At 70.0% G+C, this 16456-nt stretch carries 13 protein-coding genes; 9 read left to right on the forward strand and 4 right to left on the reverse strand.

What is annotated here, in order from left to right; genetic code table 11:
• Positions 1–84: 84 nt before the first annotated feature.
• The gene (locus tag ACFYL6_RS26435; RefSeq protein WP_238662314.1) at positions 85–534 is read right to left on the reverse strand and encodes a DUF5318 domain-containing protein; all 450 of its coding nucleotides are present in this window, start codon (positions 532–534) and stop codon (positions 85–87) included.
• Between the two features lie 175 nt (positions 535–709).
• Here ACFYL6_RS26435 and ACFYL6_RS26440 point away from each other — a divergent pair, with 175 nt between their 5' ends.
• Together ACFYL6_RS26440 and ACFYL6_RS26445 are read left to right on the forward strand one after the other, a co-directional pair.
• Complete coding sequence (locus ACFYL6_RS26440) at positions 710–1348, forward strand: PadR family transcriptional regulator (RefSeq protein WP_030331823.1); 639 nt, start codon at positions 710–712, stop codon at positions 1346–1348.
• 23 nt (positions 1349–1371) lie between these two features.
• Complete coding sequence (locus tag ACFYL6_RS26445; protein ID WP_091396616.1) at positions 1372–2451, forward strand: inositol-3-phosphate synthase; 1080 nt, start codon at positions 1372–1374, stop codon at positions 2449–2451.
• A gap of 520 nt (positions 2452–2971) precedes the next feature.
• On the opposite strand, the gene ACFYL6_RS26450 is transcribed toward ACFYL6_RS26445, so the two are convergent.
• Together ACFYL6_RS26450 and ACFYL6_RS26455 are read right to left on the reverse strand one after the other, a co-directional pair.
• The gene (locus ACFYL6_RS26450; protein ID WP_387175215.1) at positions 2972–3451 is read right to left on the reverse strand and encodes a methylated-DNA--[protein]-cysteine S-methyltransferase; all 480 of its coding nucleotides are present in this window, start codon (positions 3449–3451) and stop codon (positions 2972–2974) included.
• Positions 3452–3636: 185 nt separating this feature from the next.
• Entirely contained in the window at positions 3637–5718 is a 2082-nt protein-coding gene (locus ACFYL6_RS26455; RefSeq protein ID WP_387175216.1) for a S8 family serine peptidase, read from the reverse strand.
• A gap of 215 nt (positions 5719–5933) precedes the next feature.
• On the opposite strand from ACFYL6_RS26455, the gene ACFYL6_RS26460 reads away from it, so the two are divergent.
• Together ACFYL6_RS26460 and ACFYL6_RS26465 are read left to right on the forward strand one after the other, a co-directional pair.
• Positions 5934–6455: a hypothetical protein gene (locus tag ACFYL6_RS26460; protein WP_387175218.1), complete on the forward strand. Its 522-nt coding sequence runs from the start codon at positions 5934–5936 to the stop codon at positions 6453–6455.
• A 28-nt stretch (positions 6456–6483) separates the two neighbouring features.
• On the forward strand, positions 6484–8001 hold the full coding sequence (locus ACFYL6_RS26465; protein ID WP_387175220.1) for a flotillin family protein: 1518 nt from the start codon (positions 6484–6486) through the stop codon (positions 7999–8001).
• A gap of 161 nt (positions 8002–8162) precedes the next feature.
• Here the strand turns inward: ACFYL6_RS26465 and ACFYL6_RS26470 are convergent, their stop codons facing one another.
• A complete protein-coding gene (locus tag ACFYL6_RS26470; protein WP_387175222.1) occupies positions 8163–9623 on the reverse strand; it encodes a CCA tRNA nucleotidyltransferase in 1461 nt (486 codons plus the stop codon).
• Between the two features lie 126 nt (positions 9624–9749).
• Between ACFYL6_RS26470 and murJ the strand changes: the two genes are divergently transcribed.
• The 5 genes from murJ (at position 9750) to trxB (ending at position 16449) form a co-directional block, all read left to right on the forward strand.
• A complete protein-coding gene (murJ, locus tag ACFYL6_RS26475; protein WP_387175224.1) occupies positions 9750–11501 on the forward strand; it encodes a murein biosynthesis integral membrane protein MurJ in 1752 nt (583 codons plus the stop codon).
• 445 nt (positions 11502–11946) lie between these two features.
• Positions 11947–13554 (forward strand): protein kinase family protein, encoded by a 1608-nt coding sequence (locus ACFYL6_RS26480; RefSeq protein ID WP_387175226.1) that lies wholly within the window; start codon positions 11947–11949, stop codon positions 13552–13554.
• 43 nt (positions 13555–13597) lie between these two features.
• Entirely contained in the window at positions 13598–14308 is a 711-nt protein-coding gene (sigM, locus tag ACFYL6_RS26485) for an RNA polymerase sigma factor SigM (RefSeq protein ID WP_387175228.1), read from the forward strand.
• A complete protein-coding gene (locus ACFYL6_RS26490; RefSeq protein WP_387175230.1) occupies positions 14305–15315 on the forward strand; it encodes a hypothetical protein in 1011 nt (336 codons plus the stop codon). The genes sigM and ACFYL6_RS26490 overlap by 4 nt, the downstream gene beginning before the upstream one ends.
• A gap of 183 nt (positions 15316–15498) precedes the next feature.
• Positions 15499–16449 (forward strand): thioredoxin-disulfide reductase, encoded by a 951-nt coding sequence (gene trxB, locus ACFYL6_RS26495; protein WP_387175232.1) that lies wholly within the window; start codon positions 15499–15501, stop codon positions 16447–16449.
• Positions 16450–16456: the final 7 nt, after the last annotated feature.

Below are 16456 nucleotides of genomic sequence, written 5' to 3' on the forward strand. Positions count from 1 at the left end.
TATCAATGGGGCCAATCGGACCAACAAGCGGTCGACCGTCCCGGGTTTCGTCTACGGCCCCGGGGCCGGTCCAACCAGCTGAGATCACCGTTGCGCCTCTCGCCTCCGCCGACCGCCGCCCTCGGCGCCCGCTGCGTCCTGCTCGCTGGTGCCGTCGCTGTCGCCGGTCAGCCCGTCCCGGCCGAGCAGGTACTGCTCGACGAGATGGTTCCAGTCACACCCGAGGCACACCTCCACCACGAAGACCTGGAACTCACGCAGCGTCATCGCCAGCACGGGCAACTCGGTCAGTGTCCGGGCCTGCCCGGCGGACTGCTTGAGTTCGTCACCGTAAATGTAGTGGACGAGGGTCAGGTTTTCGCTGCGGCAGATCGGGCAGCGCCGGTCGGTCGGCTCACCGTGGAACCGAGCGGCGTTCTTCAGGTACGGCGACGCGTCGCAGACGTCGTACGTGCCGACGCGGCCGGCCAGGAGCTCACGCAGCACTGCTCGCTTCTGTAGCGAGTAGTCGACGACCTGGCGCTGCGTACGCATGCGAAGAAGGGTACGCGGTCCGGCCCGAGCAGGCGACCACGCTCACAATCCGTGACGGCAGCATCTCGGAACGGGGGTTTGCCCTGGCCGGCACGACCCGCTAACGTGCGATGTATCGGTCCGATACATCGCGGCGGTTACCACTCCACGCCGGAGGGTAAAGAGAGGGTGGCCAGTGCTTGAGTTCGCCATCCTCGGCCTCCTGCAGGAGTCTCCGATGCACGGCTATGAGCTGCGCAAGGAGTTGACCGCCAAACTCGGCGCGATCCGGGCGGCGATCAGCTACGGCTCGCTCTACCCCACGCTACGCAGGCTGCAGGCGGCGGGATGGATCACCGAAGCTGCTGAGACACCCGCCACTGCCGAGGAGGTTCCCGCGCTGACCAGCCGACGAGGTCGGGTGGTCTACAAAATCACCGCGGAAGGCAAGGAACGCTTCGCCCAGCTGATCGCACAGGCGGGGCCCGAGACGTACGACGACACGGGCTTCGGGGTGCACTTCGCGTTCTTCGCCCGGACCGACCAGGCGACCCGACTACGCATTCTGGAGGGTCGCCGCCGCAAGATCGAGGAGCGTCGCGAAGGGCTTCGTGACGTGCTGGGCCGGGCGGCCGAGCGCCTCGACGCTTACACGCTGGAACTGCAGCGCCACGGCCTTGATGCCTGTGAGCGCGAGGTCCGCTGGCTGGAGGAGCTCATCGCCAACGAGCGCTCCGGCCGAGCCCCGACGGTCCCGAACATCGGGACAGCCGGCGGCCGACGAGAAGACAACAGCCCGCCTCCGCCTGGAGAGACCAGGAATGAGCGGCCGTGACAGAAAAGAAGGAGGCAGACGCTATGGGCTCCGTCCGCGTCGCCATCGTCGGTGTGGGTAACTGCGCCTCGTCCCTGGTTCAGGGCGTCGAGTACTACCGGAACGCCAACCCGAACGACCGCGTCCCGGGTCTCATGCACGTCGCCTTCGGCGACTACCACGTCAACGCCGTGGAGTTCGTCGCGGCATTCGACGTGGACGCCAAGAAGGTGGGCATGGACCTCGCGGAGGCGATCGTCGCCAGCGAGAACAACACCATCAAGCTCTGCGACGTGCCGCCGACCGGCGTGAGCGTGCAGCGCGGTCCGACCTTCGATGGTCTGGGCCAGTACTACCGCGAGATCGTCGAGGAGTCGGACGCCACCCCGGTCGACGTGGCGCAGGCCCTGCGCGACGCGCAGGTCGACGTCGTCGTCTGCTACCTGCCGGTCGGCTCCGAGCAGGCCGCCAAGTTCTACGCCCAGGCGGCGATCGACGCCGGCTGCGCGTTCGTCAACGCCCTGCCGGTCTTCATCGCCTCCGACCCCGAGTGGGCCAAGAAGTTCGAGGACGCGGGCCTGCCGATCGTCGGTGACGACATCAAGAGCCAGGTCGGCGCCACCATCGTGCACCGCGCCCTCGCGAAGCTCTTCGAGGACCGCGGCGTCGAGCTGCTGCGCACGTACCAGCTCAACTTCGGCGGCAACATGGACTTCATGAACATGCTGGAGCGCAAGCGGCTGGTCTCGAAGAAGATCTCGAAGACCCAGTCGGTCACCTCGCAGATCCCGCACGAGATGAGCAAGAGCGACGTGCACATCGGCCCGTCGGACCACGTGCCGTGGCTGGACGACCGCAAGTGGGCGTACATCCGCCTGGAGGGCCGCTCGTTCGGTGACACTCCCCTCAACGCCGAGCTCAAGCTCGAGGTGTGGGACTCTCCGAACTCGGCCGGCGTCATCATCGACGCGGTCCGGGCCGCGAAGATCGCCCTGGACCGGAAGATCGGCGGCCCGATCCTGTCGGCCTCGTCGTACTTCATGAAGTCCCCGCCGGTGCAGTACGCCGACCACGACGCCCACCAGGCCGTCGAGGAGTTCATCGCCGGTGAGGTCACGCGCTGACGCGCTGAGTCACCAAGCACGTCAAAGGGCCGGGTCCGTGCGGACCCGGCCCTTTCGCATAGGTCGACTCCCTGGGTACGGACGCTGTCCGGTGATCACCGCCTGCTGTCGATCGGGGCTCCTCGCGCTCGCTGCCGCCAACGTCGTGGGTGTGAACGGCGCGCGGATCGCCTCCTGGACCACGGCGCCCCTCCTCGCCTGCTGCGCCACCGTCGGAACGGTCCGATCCCCGCGGCCGCTCTCCTCCATGTACTCCGCCGAGAACATCGACCGGATCACCGCGATGGCGCGAGACGGCATGCCGGCGTGGCTGGAGCCCCTGCTGCTCACCCTGGGCCTGGGCGCGCCGGTGGCGATACTCGTCGCGCTGGTACTGCTGGCCCTGCCACCGGCCGACGCCTTCTTCCGGCCGCGGACCCCGGTCGACCCGCCGTGGCCCGGCCGGACCTCGCCCGCCGCCGGAACGGAAGGGTCGCTAGCGCCGGGTGAGGTCCCGAGGGGACGGCTACTGCGGGACGGTTCAAGACCAGGCCTGTCGCAGCGCGACCCCGGCCTCCAACTCCAACAACTTGACCTTGCGGGGCAGGCCCCCACCGAAGCCGACCAGCTTGCCGCCCGCGCCGACGATCCGGTGACACGGCACGATCACCGGGACCGGGTTGCGGTTGCAGGCGACCCCCACCGCCCGTGCCGCTCCGGGATCGCCGACCAGTCGCGCAACCTCGCCGTACGTCAGCGTCTCCCCGTACGGAATCCGCGTCATCTCCCGCCACACGGCGCGCTCGAAGTCGGAGCCGCGCGGCACCGACACCGGGACGGTGAACGCGGTCAGCTCCCCGGCGAAGTACGCCCGCAGCTCGTCGACGGCCTGCCGGGACAGCGCCTGGTCGGGCTCCTCGGTGGCCGCCTCGATCCGGCCGAAGTGCGCGCCGCAGACGTTCGTGCCGTCGGTGGCGACGGAGAACTCACCGATCGGTGAGTCGAGCACAGCCCAGCGCATCCACCCATTCTCCCCGATGCTCCTGTTCCGCTGGACTGCCTACCCGGTCCCGTCGCCGGCCAAGAGCGGTCGGAGTGCCGCCCGTTGCGCTCGAAGCGGCCCAGACGGGCGGTGCCCGCCGGAGCCGCCCGGTAGGGGGCGACGCCGACGGGCACCGAGGACCAATTCGGTGGCGCGAAGGCCGATCAGGCCGGGTTGACGAAGAAGCGCTCGCCAGCCGTGAGGCCGAAGTCATCGAGAGCGTCGTTGAAGGACTTGTTCGGGATGAGCTGGCTGGTGCCGGCGCTGCCCGCGCTGACGGCCTGCCCGTCGACATACGTCCGCAACCAGATCGATCCGTCGCCCCGATACCAGCGGAAGTCGAAGACCTCCCAGTCAGCCACGGCGGGGCCTGATGCGACCATTGGTTTGCTGCCCGCGCCCTCGGCGCTGACGTACTTGCCGTTGGCCAGCGAGCGGAGCGCGAAGTAGCCGAAGTCGACGTCGACCATTTCGAACTTCTCCCACGTGCTGACCGAGGCGGCCAGCGGGATGAGCGGCTTCGAGCCCGCACCGTCGGCGGAGACATACTTGCCGCTGGCGGCCGACTTGATGCTGACGATCGGGTTCGGCGCCTCGACGTCGAACTTCTCCCAGGTGCTCGCGCTCGGCCGGCTGGCGATCAACGCACCCCCGGTGTTTGGTGCGGTCACGAACTTACCGTTGATCGTGGCCTTCAGGCTCACCGTTCCATCCGAGTTGTTGATCAGCTGGAATTTCTCCCAGGAACTGATCGCCGGCCCGTTGGCGATCAGCGGCTTGGTGCCCGCGCCGTCAGCCGAGACGAACTTCCCGTTGACCTTCGCCCGCAGCGCGACCAGACCGCCGCCGGCGTCGACGATGTCGAGCTTCTCCCAACCGCCGAGCGCCGGGCCATTGTTGACCAGCGGCTTGGTGCCAGCCCCGTCGGCGGAGACGAACTTTCCGTTGGAGCGTGCCCGCAACCCGTGCGAGTCACGCGCTGGCGAGACGACAGCCGCAACGTTCAACAGCCGGTCCGTACCGCCCCACGGGTTGTGCACAGCACCGGCGATGCCCTTGGTGACGATGGTGTCCCGGACCTGCGCCGGGCTCCAGGTCGGATTGGCCTGGAGCAGCAGCGCCGCGGCCCCCGCGACGTGCGGGCTGGCCATCGACGTGCCGTTGAAGGAAACCGATCCGTTGCCGGTGCCGGCCGCGGCGGAGACGATGCTCATACCTGGCGCGTAGATGTCGATGCAGCTGCCGTAGTTGGTCCACCAGGACCGGTAGTCGACCATGTCGGTCGCGCCCACGGTGATCGCGGCCGACACGTTCGCCGGGGTGTAGGAGCAGGCGTCGTCATAGTCGTTGCCGGCGGCGACCGCGTAGGTCAGGCCGTTGGCGACGGAGTTGTTGATCGCGTTGGCGATGGCCTGATCGGTGCCGTTGTCGAAGCCACCGAGACTCATGTTGACCACGGACGGACCGGTCTTGTGCGTGGTCGCCCAGTCGATCGCGGCGACGATGTGGTCCGTACGAGCCCCACCGTCGCATCCGAAGACCCGCAGAGCGACGAGCTCGACTTCCTTGGCCACCCCGAACTGGGTACCGCCGATGGTGCCCGCCACGTGGGTACCGTGCCCGTCGCAGTCCTCGGCGACGTCGTCCTGGTCGACGAAGTCGTACCCGGAGACGGCCCGGCCACCGAAGTCCTGGTGGGCCACGTCGATGCCGGTGTCGATCACGAAGGCGGTGACGCCGGCGCCCGTGTTCGGATAGGAGTACGAGCCGTTCAACTTTGGCGAGACCTGGTCGACACGATCAAGGCCCCACGACGGTGGCGCGGTCTGTGTCCCGCTGGTCGACAGGGTCCGTACCGGCTCCACGTAGGCCACGTCCGAGTTGGTCGCCAACCGGGCCGCCTGCTGACGGGTCATCGTGGCGGAGTAACCGTTGAGCGCCTTCTCGAAGACCTGACGGACCGTGCCGCCGTTGCTCTTGGTCAACGCCGAGGCGGCGGCCCTGCGCTGCCCTGGAGTCGCCTTCTTGTCCAGGACAACGATGTAGCTGTCCGGCACGACGGCACTGGGCTTGGCCTTGGAAGGCTTGGTGTGCGTGTCCGTGACCTTCTGGGCGGGCTCCGCCGAGGCAGGGACGGAGGGTCTGGCCAGCGCAGCGCCACCGGTGCCGGCGCTGACGATGAGGGTTGCGGAGGCGAGCGCCAGGCCCGCCACCGCCGAGCGGCGAATGACGCCACGACGTTTCACAGATGGATCTCCCCGTGTCTCGTTGACCATCCCCCGCGGATGGTCAGACATGCGCCGCCGGTGCCGCATAGACGTGCGTAATTGCTGGCGGGCGCTCCGTCATGATGGACGATCACCGGCCGCGCGCGCCTCGGCTTTTCGGTCGATACGCCCCCGTGTCGTCGTCGGTTCGGCGACAGAACCACGCCACCGAAACGTTGCGGTACGTCGATACCGTGCTGGTCGTGGCAACGGGGACGCTCATCTTTCTGATCATCGGCGGGGCGGGCATCGGTGTGCTCGCGCTCGCCCTGCTCGGCACCGAGATGCTCCACTTCGGGCACGCCGACGTGGACGGGCCGATCTCGATCGAGACGGTCGCCGGCTTCGCCGGGGCGTTCGGGTTCGGCGCGGCCATCGTCAACGAACTGCTCGGTGCGCGTACACCTGGCATGGTCGTCGGGTCGGTGGCCGGCGGTGTGCTCGCGGCCGTGCCCACGGGGTGGTTGGCGTCCCGGCTGAGCCGGGCGGCGCGGAACATGCGCACCGACCCCACCCCCACCCGTGACGATCTGGTCGGCGCGCTCGGCCTGGTCGTCACCCCGGTGCCGGCCAACGGGTACGGCGAGGTCCGCATCCGCCTCGCCGGCCAACCGGTCAAGCTCAGCGCCCGCGCGGACCAGCCGATCCCGATCGGCGCCCAGGTCTTCGTCGTGCAGGCGCTCAGCGAGACCAGCGTGCACGTAGAGACCTACTGACCTCCCCCTCGTAGACGGGACTCCTTATATGGCCCTACTCATCGCCATCGGTGGCGCGGTCCTCCTCGCGCTCATCCTGGTGCTCTTCGTGCTCTCCCGGATCAAGGTGGCGGGCCCGAACGAGGCGTTCATCGTCACCGGTCGCAAGGGCCGCACCACGCAGACCGCCGACGGTGGGCGATCCACCGACAACTCCGGGCAGAAGGTCGTGCTGGGCGCCTCGGTGTTCGTGCTGCCGGTGGTGCAGAAGCTCCAGTCGCTCGACCTGTCCAGCCGGCGGATCGACGTCGGCATCCGGGGCGCCGTGAGCAAGCAGGGCATCCGCGCCGACCTGCACGGGGTGGCGATCGTCAAGGTCGGCGGCACCGAGGACGCGATCCGGGCTGCCGCGCAACGGTTCCTGCACCAGCAGGACGAGATCGACAACTTCACCCGGGAGGTGCTGGCCGGCGCGCTGCGCTCGATCGTCGGCCGGCTCACCGTGGAGGAGGTCATCCGGGACCGGGCGGCGTTCGCCAGCGCGGTCGCGGAGGAGGCCGAGCACTCGATGACCAACCAGGGTCTGGTGCTGGACACCTTCCAGCTCCAGGACATCCTCGCCGAAGGCTCCTACCTGCAGGACCTGGGCCGACCCGAGGCCGCCCGGGTGCTCAAGGACGCGGCGATCGCCGAGGCGCGGGCCCGGCAGCAGGCCGAGCAGGAGCGGCTGCTCGCCGAGGAGGCCATCGCCGAGGCGAACCGCAACCTGGCCCTCAAGCAGGCCGGTATCCAGGCCGAGATCGACGCGGCGAAGGCGAAGTCCGCAGCGGCCGGACCACTCGCCCAGGCCGAGCGGGACCAGGCGATCCTCTCCGAGCAGCAGAAGGTTGCCGAGCGCAACGCCGAACTCAAGCAGCGCCAACTCGACACCGAGGTTCGCAAGCCGGCCGACGCGGCCCGGTACAAGGTGGAGCAGGAGGCCGAGGCGGCCCGCAACGCGGCGGTGCTGCACGCCGACGCGCAGCGCCAGGCCGTCATCGCCGCCGCGCAGGCCTCCGCCGAGCAGGCCCGCCTCACCGGTGAGGGTGAGCGGGCCCGACGCGCCGCACTCGCCGAGGCGAACGCTATCGAGGGCGCCAAGGAAGGTGAAGCCGAGCAGCGGCGGCGCTCCGCCATCGCCGAGGCGGTCGAGCGGGAAGGTCAGGCCGAGGCCGCGGCCATTCTGGCGAAGGGTGAGGCCGAGGCGGACGCGATGGCCCGCAAGGCCGAGGCGTTCGCCGCGTACGGCGAGGCGGCCGTGCTGGACCTGCTGGTCAAGGTGCTGCCGCAGGTCGTCGAGGCGGCCAGTGCGCCGATCGGGGCGATCGACAAGATGACGGTCATCTCCACCGACGGCGCGTCGTCGCTCACCAAGTCGGTGGCCGGCAACGTGGCCCAGGGCCTCCAGCTCGGCAGCGACCTCACCGGGATCGACCTGCCCGGGCTGCTGGCGCGGCTCGGCTCGACGTCCACTCCGGCCGGCAAGGGCACTGCGTCCGTCGACGGGAAGGCCGTCGAAAGCCGCTGACTCCGTACGCCGACGGGCGCCGCTCTCCGGTGGGGTGGCGCCCGTCGAAACGTCCCGGCTCGCAGATCCGCTCGGGTTCCTTGAAGTCGGGGCATCCGAACTGCGAGGACCCCGCGACATCACCAAAACCGAGTCGATCAACTCGCGCCCGGCCGGCGTGACTAACCGATGAGGCCCTCGGCGCGGGCCCAGCGCAGCAGTTCCGCCTCGGCGGCGTCGCGGTCCAGCGGGCCGTGCTCGAGGCGCTGCTCCTTGAGGTGCTTCCACGCCCGCCCGACCACCGGCCCCGGCGGTACGCCGAGCAACTCCATGATCGCGTTGCCGTCCAGGTCGGGTCGAACGCGCGCCAGGTCCTCCTCGGCCGCGATCCGGGCGATCCGATCCTCCAACGCGTCGTAGTCGGCCGCGAGCTGGGCGGCCTTGCGCCGGTTGCGGGTCGTGCAGTCCGAGCGGGTCAACTTGTGCAGGCGGGGCAGCAGGTCACCGGCATCGGCGACGTAACGCCGCACCGCCGAGTCGGTCCACTCACCCCGCCCGTACCCGTAGAAGCGCAGGTGCAGCGCGACCAGCGCGGTCACCTTCGCGGTGACCTCCTTCGGGTACCGCATCGCCTTCATCCGGGCCTTGGTCAGTCGGGCACCGACCACCTCGTGGTGGTGGAAGCTGACCCGACCGTCGGACCCGACCGCCTTCGTCGCCGGCTTGCCCGCGTCGTGCAGGAGGGCGGCCATCCGCAGGATGAAGTCGCAGCCCTCATCCTCGTAGGAGACGGCGTTCTCGACGACCGTCAACGTGTGCTCGTAGACGTCCTTGTGCTGGGCGTGCTCGTCGATCTCCAGCTTCAGCCCGGTCAGCTCCGGCAGGAACCGCTCGGCCAGCCCGGTGTCGACCAACAACCGCAGGCCGGTGATCGGGTCGGCGCCGCAGAGGAGCTTGGTGAACTCGTCGCGGATCCGCTCGGCGGTGATCCGGTCCAGGTCGGCGGCCATCTCGGTCATCGCCACGTGCACGTCGGGGTGCACGGCGAACCGTAGCTGCGCGGCGAACCGGGCGGCCCGCAGCATCCGCAGCGGGTCGTCGCCGAACGACTCAGCCGGCGTGCTCGGGGTACGGATCACCTTGGCCGAGATGTCGTCCAGCCCGCCGTGCGGGTCGGTGAACCGGTGGTCGGGCAGGCTGACCGCCATCGCGTTGATCGTGAAGTCGCGCCGCTTCAGGTCCTCGTCGAGGCTTGTGCCGTACACCACCACCGGGTTGCGGCTGACCTGGTCGTACGACTCGGCGCGGAAGGTGGTGATCTCCAGTCGGAGGCCGTCGCGCTGCGCGCCGATGGTGCCGAACTCCCGACCGGTCTCCCAGATCGACTCGGCCCAGCCCTTGATGATCCGCAGGGTCTCGTCGGGGTGCGCGTCGGTGCAGAAGTCGAGGTCGTCGCCGAGTCGACCGAGCAGGGCATCCCGCACCGAACCGCCCACCAGGTGCAACTCGTGACCGGCGCGGACGAAGCGGCGGCCCAACTCGTCGGCGACCGGGGACACCCGGAGCAGTTCGGCGACGGCGTTGCGCTGCGCGGCGGTGAGTTCGCGGCGGTCGGCGGCGTGAGGAGCGGAGGCTTCGGACATGGGATCGCCAGCTTATCGGGCCGGGGTGTGATCCGATCCGCCGGGCGCGGGTAACGGGTGGGGGTTGACTATGGTCTGTGGCGTGCGGGTCGGTGTCCGGCTCGACGTACCCCTGGGAGGCTGGAGATGAGCGGCGGGCTCTACCGCAGCGCCAACGCCGCGAACGATGGCGGCGCCGGCGCCCGTCCCGGGGACGGCGCCACGTTCATCTCCGCCGAGCCGCTGAACCAGCCGGCCATGGAGTCGACCGCGCCACCGCAGGAGCAGGTGGGTGAGGCGAGCGCGGCGGCCAACAGCGCGGTGATGGCGATCGGCAGCCTGGTCAGCCGGGGTACTGGCTTCCTACGCACGTTGGCGTTGACCGCCGCGCTGGGTGGGGCGCTGGTGGGTGACGCGTACACCACCGCGCAGATCCTGCCCGGCATGGTCTACGAGTTCCTGCTCGGCGGCATCCTCACCAGCGTGTTGATCCCGGTGCTGGTCCGTCGGCGCAGGGTCGACACCGACGGCGGCCAGGCGTACGCCCAGCGGCTGCTGACCCTCGCGGTGCTGACCCTGGCGGGAGCGGCCCTGCTGGCCGTGCTGTCGGCCGGTCTGCTGACCAAGCTCTACGCTGGCGAAGACACCGGAGAAGAATTCCGGGGCCTGGTCAAGGCACTGTCGTACCTGATGTTGCCGATGATCTTCTTCACCGGTCTCAGCGCGCTGATCAGCGCGGTGCTCAACACCCGGGGGCACTTCGCCGCGCCGATGTGGGCGCCCATCCTCAACAACATCGTGGTGATCGCCACCGCGGGCCTGTACATCGCGATCTTCGGCGCGGAGATCGTCAAGCCGGACGACATGACCCCCGGCCGGATTCTGCTGATCGGTGGCGGGACCCTGCTCGGCGTCGCGATCCAGGCCGCTGGCCTCCTGCCGGCGTTGCGCAAGGTGGGCTTCCGGTGGAAGTTCCGGTTCGACTTCCGGACCCTCGGGCTCAAGGAGCTGGGGCGTCTCGGCGGCTGGATGTTCTGCTACGTCGCGGTGAGCCAGGTCGGCCTGATCGTGCTGTTCAACCTGCTGAACCGGGCAGGCAGGGAGAACGCTGCCGGTCCACTGATCTACAACAACGTGTTCCTGCTGCTGATGATGGCGCACGGCATCATCGCCGTGTCGATCATCACCGCGCTGATGCCCCGGATGAGCGCGGCCGCCGCCGACGGCCGGTACTCCGACGTCGCCGCCGACCTGTCCCGGGGCACGCGCACCGTCTCGGCGGTGCTCGCCCCGATCGCGGTCTGCTACGCGGTACTGGCGACTCCGCTGGCCGTGACGCTGTTCCGCTACGGCGCGTTCACCGACGAGAACGCGGCGGACACCTCGCTGGTGCTGCTCCTGGCGGCGCTGGCACTGGTGCCGTTCGCGATCAGCCAGCTCTTCACCTTCGCCTTCTACGCCCTGCCGGACACCCGCACCCCGGCCCTGATCAACATCCCGGTGGTCGCCCTGCGGATCGGCGTACAGGTGGTGCTCTACGTCGCCTTCGCCGCCCACTTCGCCGCGGCCGGGATGATGATCGGCAACGCCGTGTCCTACCTGGCGGCCGCCTTCGCCTCCGCGTGGCTGCTGCGGCCCCGCGTGGGCCGGATCGGGATGGGTGCCATCCTGCGCACGCTCGGCCGGGTGGCGGTCGCCGCGTTGGGGGCCGCCCTGGTCGGCCTCCTCGTCGTGAGTCTTCTGCCCGGCGGCGACAGGCCAAGTTGGATGCAGGCCGTCGTGCAGCTCGTGATCGGCGGCGTGGTGATCGGCGGGACCTACCTGGGTCTGGCCATGCTGCTGAAGATCGGCGAGATCACCGAGGTGGTCGGAATGGTTCGCCGCCGTCTCGGTCGCTGAACGTCCGCACCTGATTACAACAAGTTCGCACTGATACGGACCGTGACCACGGATCACCAGGCTGGGGATGCACCTGTGGATAACTCCGCGATTCGCGGGTCAACCACCCCTTCAGCTTGTGGATAACCAACCGTACGGCTGAGGGTGGCAACCCGATCGGTGGGAACGTACGGGGCAGCGCGAGCGCCACGCCAGCCCAGCCCCGGCGTCGGTCACTTGCGGTGAAGCCGTAGATTAGCTAGTACATGTGCCAGCAACGTGGCTGACAACGGTCGTAACCGGACGAGTTCGCCGACTGCCGGAACCCCGCCAGGTACGGCGGGAAGATGACATGTCGGAGAGACGGGCAACCCGGGTAAGGTCGCTCTCGACGGGTACGGCAGGGGCCGACGCTGGGCGTCGACACCGGTCGGCCGGTTCCTTCAACGGCAGAGCGGGAAGCCACATGCCCAGCAGTTCGGGTTCATCGATCGACACGATCACCGAGGGAGGACGGGTGACCCAGGTCGGCGAGGGTCAGGAGGCGGACGAAAGCGCTCCTCCGGTCATGACCTTCGGTGCTCCCACGGCCGGTGAAGTCCTCGCCGAGCGGTACGAACTGGTTGAGCACATCAACAACGACAGTGCGGGTCGGCTGGTCTGGCGCGGGGTCGACGTCATCCTGCGCCGTCCCGTCGCCGTGGTGCTGCGTTACCCGGGTGGCGACTCCGCCACCGAGATGCTTCAGGCCGCCGTCGCGGCCAGCCGGGTCATCCACCCCAACCTGGTCGGCGTCTACGACGCGATCGACGAGGCCGACCGGGCGTACGTGGTGCGCGAGTGGGTCGACGGGCAGTCCCTGCGGGACCTGGCGACCGACGGCCCCCTGGACCCGGCTCGGGCCACCGCCATCGGCAACGCCGTCGCGAGCGCGCTCGCCGCGGTGCACGCCACCGGCATGGTGCACGGCAACGTCCACCCCGGCACCGTCATGATCAGTGACGAGGGCCGAGTGGTCCTGGCCGACGCCCGCACCGACGGCGCCGACAGCCAGGAGAACGACATCCGGGCGGTCGGCGGGGTCCTCTACTTCGCACTGACCGGCTCCTGGCCGCACGCCGAGGCACCGTTGCGCGGCGCCACCGCCGGCCACGGCCGCGCCGCCATTCCGGACGCTGTCCGGGACGCTGCGGGTGCCATCGCTGCACCGCGCCAGGTCCGCGCGGGCGTTCCCGCGTACCTGGACGACCTGACCATGGACCTCCTCGACGCCGAGATCGCGCCGCCGTCGTCCGACGTGCTCGCCGCCGAGTTGGCGCGACTGGACGTGCCGGCCGAGGAGGAGCACTACCTCGACAACACCGGGCCGCTGCGGTTCGCCGCCGACACCGGGGAAGAGCCGTCGCCACTGGCCGCGGCCGGCGGTCGCAAGGTCGCCGTCGGCATCGCCGGTCTGCTGGCCGTCGCCCTGGTCGGTCTCCTGATCGGGATCGTCGCGCTGGGCGGCGACGACAAGGACCCGCAGTCCAACCCGGTCGCCGCGCCGACCTCCAGTGCGCCGGCCGGTGACGCCACCCCGGCCGCCGCGACGGCGCGCAAGCTGACCGTGAAGGACGTCCGGATCATCGACCCGGACAGCAAGAACCGCAGCGAGGTCGACGGCGCCGAGAAGGTCATCGACGGTGACGAGGACAAGGGCTGGGAGACCGAGACCTACCGGGACCGGCCCAACTTCGGCAACCTGAAGAAGGGCATGGGCGTCTGGATCGACCTCGGCGAGCCGCACACCGTCAAGTCGGTGCAGGCAGTGCTGTCGGCCACCAACGCGTCCGCCCAACTGTTCGCCGGCACGACCAACCCGCCGTCCAGCTCCAACGGTGACAAGCAGTTGGTCGCGAGCTACAAGACCGCCATCGGCCAGCCGTTCGAGGACCACGACGGCACCACCATGACGTTCAACGGCTTCGACGCCGACCAGAAATACCAGTACCTGCTGTTCTGGATCACCGAGTTGGCTCCGGCCGAGGGTGGGTTCAAGCTGGGGGTGCAGGAGATTACGGTCCAGGGGTCGTGAGCCGGGCACCACGATCCGGGCACCGCACTCACTGGACGCGGTGATGGACGGGCGTGCCGCCGCACGTGACCTGGAGCTGCTGCGCGCGCACGTCGCCGGAGACCGGGACGCCTTCGCCGAGCTGTTCCACCGGCACCGTGACCGGTTGTGGGCGGTGGCCCTGCGGACGCTCGGCGATCGCGAGGAGGCGGCCGACGCACTCCAGGACGCCCTGCTGTCGGCGCATCGAGCGGCGGCCCGGTTCCGCGGCGACTCCGCCGTCACCACCTGGCTGCACCGGATCGTCGTCAACGCCTGCCTGGACCGGATCCGGCGCCGGCAGGCACACCCCACTGTGCCGCTGCCGGACGGCAACCGGGCCGAGGACGGCACCGGCGGGCTGGAGCCGGCGGCACCGACAGCGGACCACGACACCGTGCTGGTGGTCCGCGAGGCGCTCGCCGCGCTGCCCCTCGAGCAACGTGCCGCGCTGGTGCTGGTCGACGTACAGGGCTATCCGGTCGCCGAGGTGGCCCGCATCCTCGGCGTTGCCGAGGGAACGGTGAAGAGCCGCTGTGCCCGGGGCCGGGCGCGGCTGGCCGTGCTGCTCGGGCACCTCCGCCCCACCGCCGTCGCGACGCCTTCGGCCCGACCGGACCCGGCCGCCCCGATCACGGGCGTGCCGGGCGTCACGCCGGGGAACCCCGGCCCGGTGGAGGGCGTCGGATCGGGGTCAGGCCGGTATCGGCGGGACGCCAACCAGGAGGACACGTGACGACCGAGGGGTTCCGGGAGGTCGACGCCGACCTCCTCGCTGACTACCTCGGCGGGGCGTTGGACGGCACCCCGCAGCAGGACGAGGTAGCCCAACTGGTCTCCGCGGACCCGTCCTGGGCCGAGGCGTACGCGCTGCTGGCCCCCGCCCTGGCCGAGGTCCGGACGGACCTGACCCGCTGGGCCGAGCCGTCCCCGGAGATGCCGTCGGCGATCACCGACCGCCTCCTGGCCGCGCTGGCCTCGGTGGAGACGACGAACGACACCTCGATCGAGGGGGCATCCGCCGCCGATCCGGACGGCGACGCGGTGACGCCGGTGGTCGTACCGGCGCAGGGCGGTGCCGATCGCCGGCCGCCTGTCCGCACGCCCGTCGGGTCGGGGCGCCAGGCGTCCACCGGCCCGGGCCGCCGCCGGCGCGGCTGGGCCCGCCGTGGCGCACCCGTGGCCGCCGCCGCGATCGCCGTGATCGCCGTCGCACTGGGCCTCAACCAGCTGTCGATACGCACGTCGGACGACTCCGGCGGCACCAACGCCATGAACCAGCCGGCCAGCGCGCCCGAGGGCGCCGCGGGGGCCGGAACGGTCCGCACCACCGGGCCGGGACTGCGCAGTGGTACGAACTACACCCCGCAGACCCTCGGCAACGCCTACGACACGAACGTGCCGAGCGCACCGGCTGCCAGCCGGGCCACCGGCAACACTCCGGGCGAGCAGCCGGAGGTGGATGCCGAGGGCGGACGCCGTCCCTCTCCCGACGGGTCGGACCAGCTGGCCCGGCTGACCGACGAGGCCGCGCTGACCACCTGTCTGGCCAGCATCGCGGCAGAGCACGGATCGGCCCCACTGGTGGTCGAGGTGGTCGACTACGCGCGGTTCCAGGGCGATCAGGCGCTGGTCATCCACTTCACCGATGCGACCGGAGCCCGGTGGGCCTGGGTGAGCGGCCCGGAGTGCGGAGTGCCTGGGTCCGGCTCGGACAGCCGGTATTCGGCGCGGGTAGGGTGAATCCACGGTCAAGGGCACGATGACCGCCCACGTGACCTGACCCACCGGATGCCCGGCTCGGGAATCCCCGGTTCGTACGATGACGTTCTGGAAGTCAGCTGCCGGCCCCACCCAGGCGTCGGCAACTCGGATCAGCATCGGTGCTCGCGCCGACGCCGAACACACACAACTCGGGAGACGGCAGTGGACGAGGTCCGCAACCTGATCATCATCGGCTCCGGGCCGGCCGGCTACACCGCGGCGGTCTACGCCGCACGCGCCAACCTGAAGCCGCTGATCATTGAGGGCGTGCAGTCCGGCGGCGCGCTGATGACCACGACCGAGGTGGAAAACTTCCCCGGCTTCGCCGACGGCATCCTCGGCCCCGAGCTGATGGACAACATGCGCAAGCAGGCCGAGCGGTTCGGCGCCGAGTTCCTCACCGACGACGTGACCCGGGTCGAGCTGGTGGACACCGGCGACGCCGGCTCCGGCGCGGTGAGCACCGTCTGGGTCGGCGAGACCGCCTACCGGGCGCGATCCGTCATCCTCTCCACCGGTTCGGCCTGGCGTCCGCTGGGCGTGCCCGGTGAGCAGGAATTCCTGGGCCACGGCGTCTCCTCGTGTGCCACCTGCGACGGCTTCTTCTTCCGCAACCAGCACATCGTGGTCGTCGGCGGCGGCGACTCGGCGATGGAGGAGGCCAGCTTCCTCACCCGCTTCGCCGAGTCGGTCACCATCATCCACCGCCGCGACTCGTTCCGGGCCAGCAAGATCATGGCTGAGCGGGCGCTGAGCAACGAGAAGATCAAGGTCGAGTGGAACAGCGCCGTCGAGGAGATCCTCGGCGACGACGGCAAGGTCACCGGCGTACGCGTCCGGAACGTGCACACCGGCGAGACCAAGGTGATGGACGTGACAGGCGTCTTCGTCGCCATCGGTCACGACCCTCGCAGCGAGCTGTTCCGGGGCCAGGTCGAGATGGACGACGAGGGCTACGTCAAGGTCGACGCCCCCAGCACCCGCACCAACGTGCCCGGCGTCTTCGCCGCCGGTGACCTGGTCGACCACACCTACCGTCAGGCGATCACCGCGGCCGGCACCGGCTGTGCCGCAGCGCTCGACGCCGAACGGTTCATCGCGACGCTCAGCTGAAGCAAGG

The organism is Micromonospora sp. NPDC007208, assembly GCF_042869175.1.
In the GTDB taxonomy this organism is placed as follows: Bacteria; Actinomycetota; Actinomycetes; order Mycobacteriales; family Micromonosporaceae; genus Micromonospora; species Micromonospora foliorum.

Coding starts and splice junctions, on each gene's coding strand:
- ACFYL6_RS26435 (WP_238662314.1), bottom strand. CDS start 534: ATGCGTACGCAGCGCCAGGTCGTCGACTACTCGCTACAGAAGCGAGCA.
- ACFYL6_RS26445 (WP_091396616.1), top strand. CDS start 1,372: ATGGGCTCCGTCCGCGTCGCCATCGTCGGTGTGGGTAACTGCGCCTCG.
- ACFYL6_RS26450 (WP_387175215.1), bottom strand. CDS start 3,451: ATGCGCTGGGCTGTGCTCGACTCACCGATCGGTGAGTTCTCCGTCGCC.
- ACFYL6_RS26465 (WP_387175220.1), top strand. CDS start 6,484: ATGGCCCTACTCATCGCCATCGGTGGCGCGGTCCTCCTCGCGCTCATC.
- ACFYL6_RS26470 (WP_387175222.1), bottom strand. CDS start 9,623: ATGTCCGAAGCCTCCGCTCCTCACGCCGCCGACCGCCGCGAACTCACC.
- murJ (WP_387175224.1), top strand. CDS start 9,750: ATGAGCGGCGGGCTCTACCGCAGCGCCAACGCCGCGAACGATGGCGGC.
- ACFYL6_RS26480 (WP_387175226.1), top strand. CDS start 11,947: ATGCCCAGCAGTTCGGGTTCATCGATCGACACGATCACCGAGGGAGGA.
- sigM (WP_387175228.1), top strand. CDS start 13,598: ATGGACGGGCGTGCCGCCGCACGTGACCTGGAGCTGCTGCGCGCGCAC.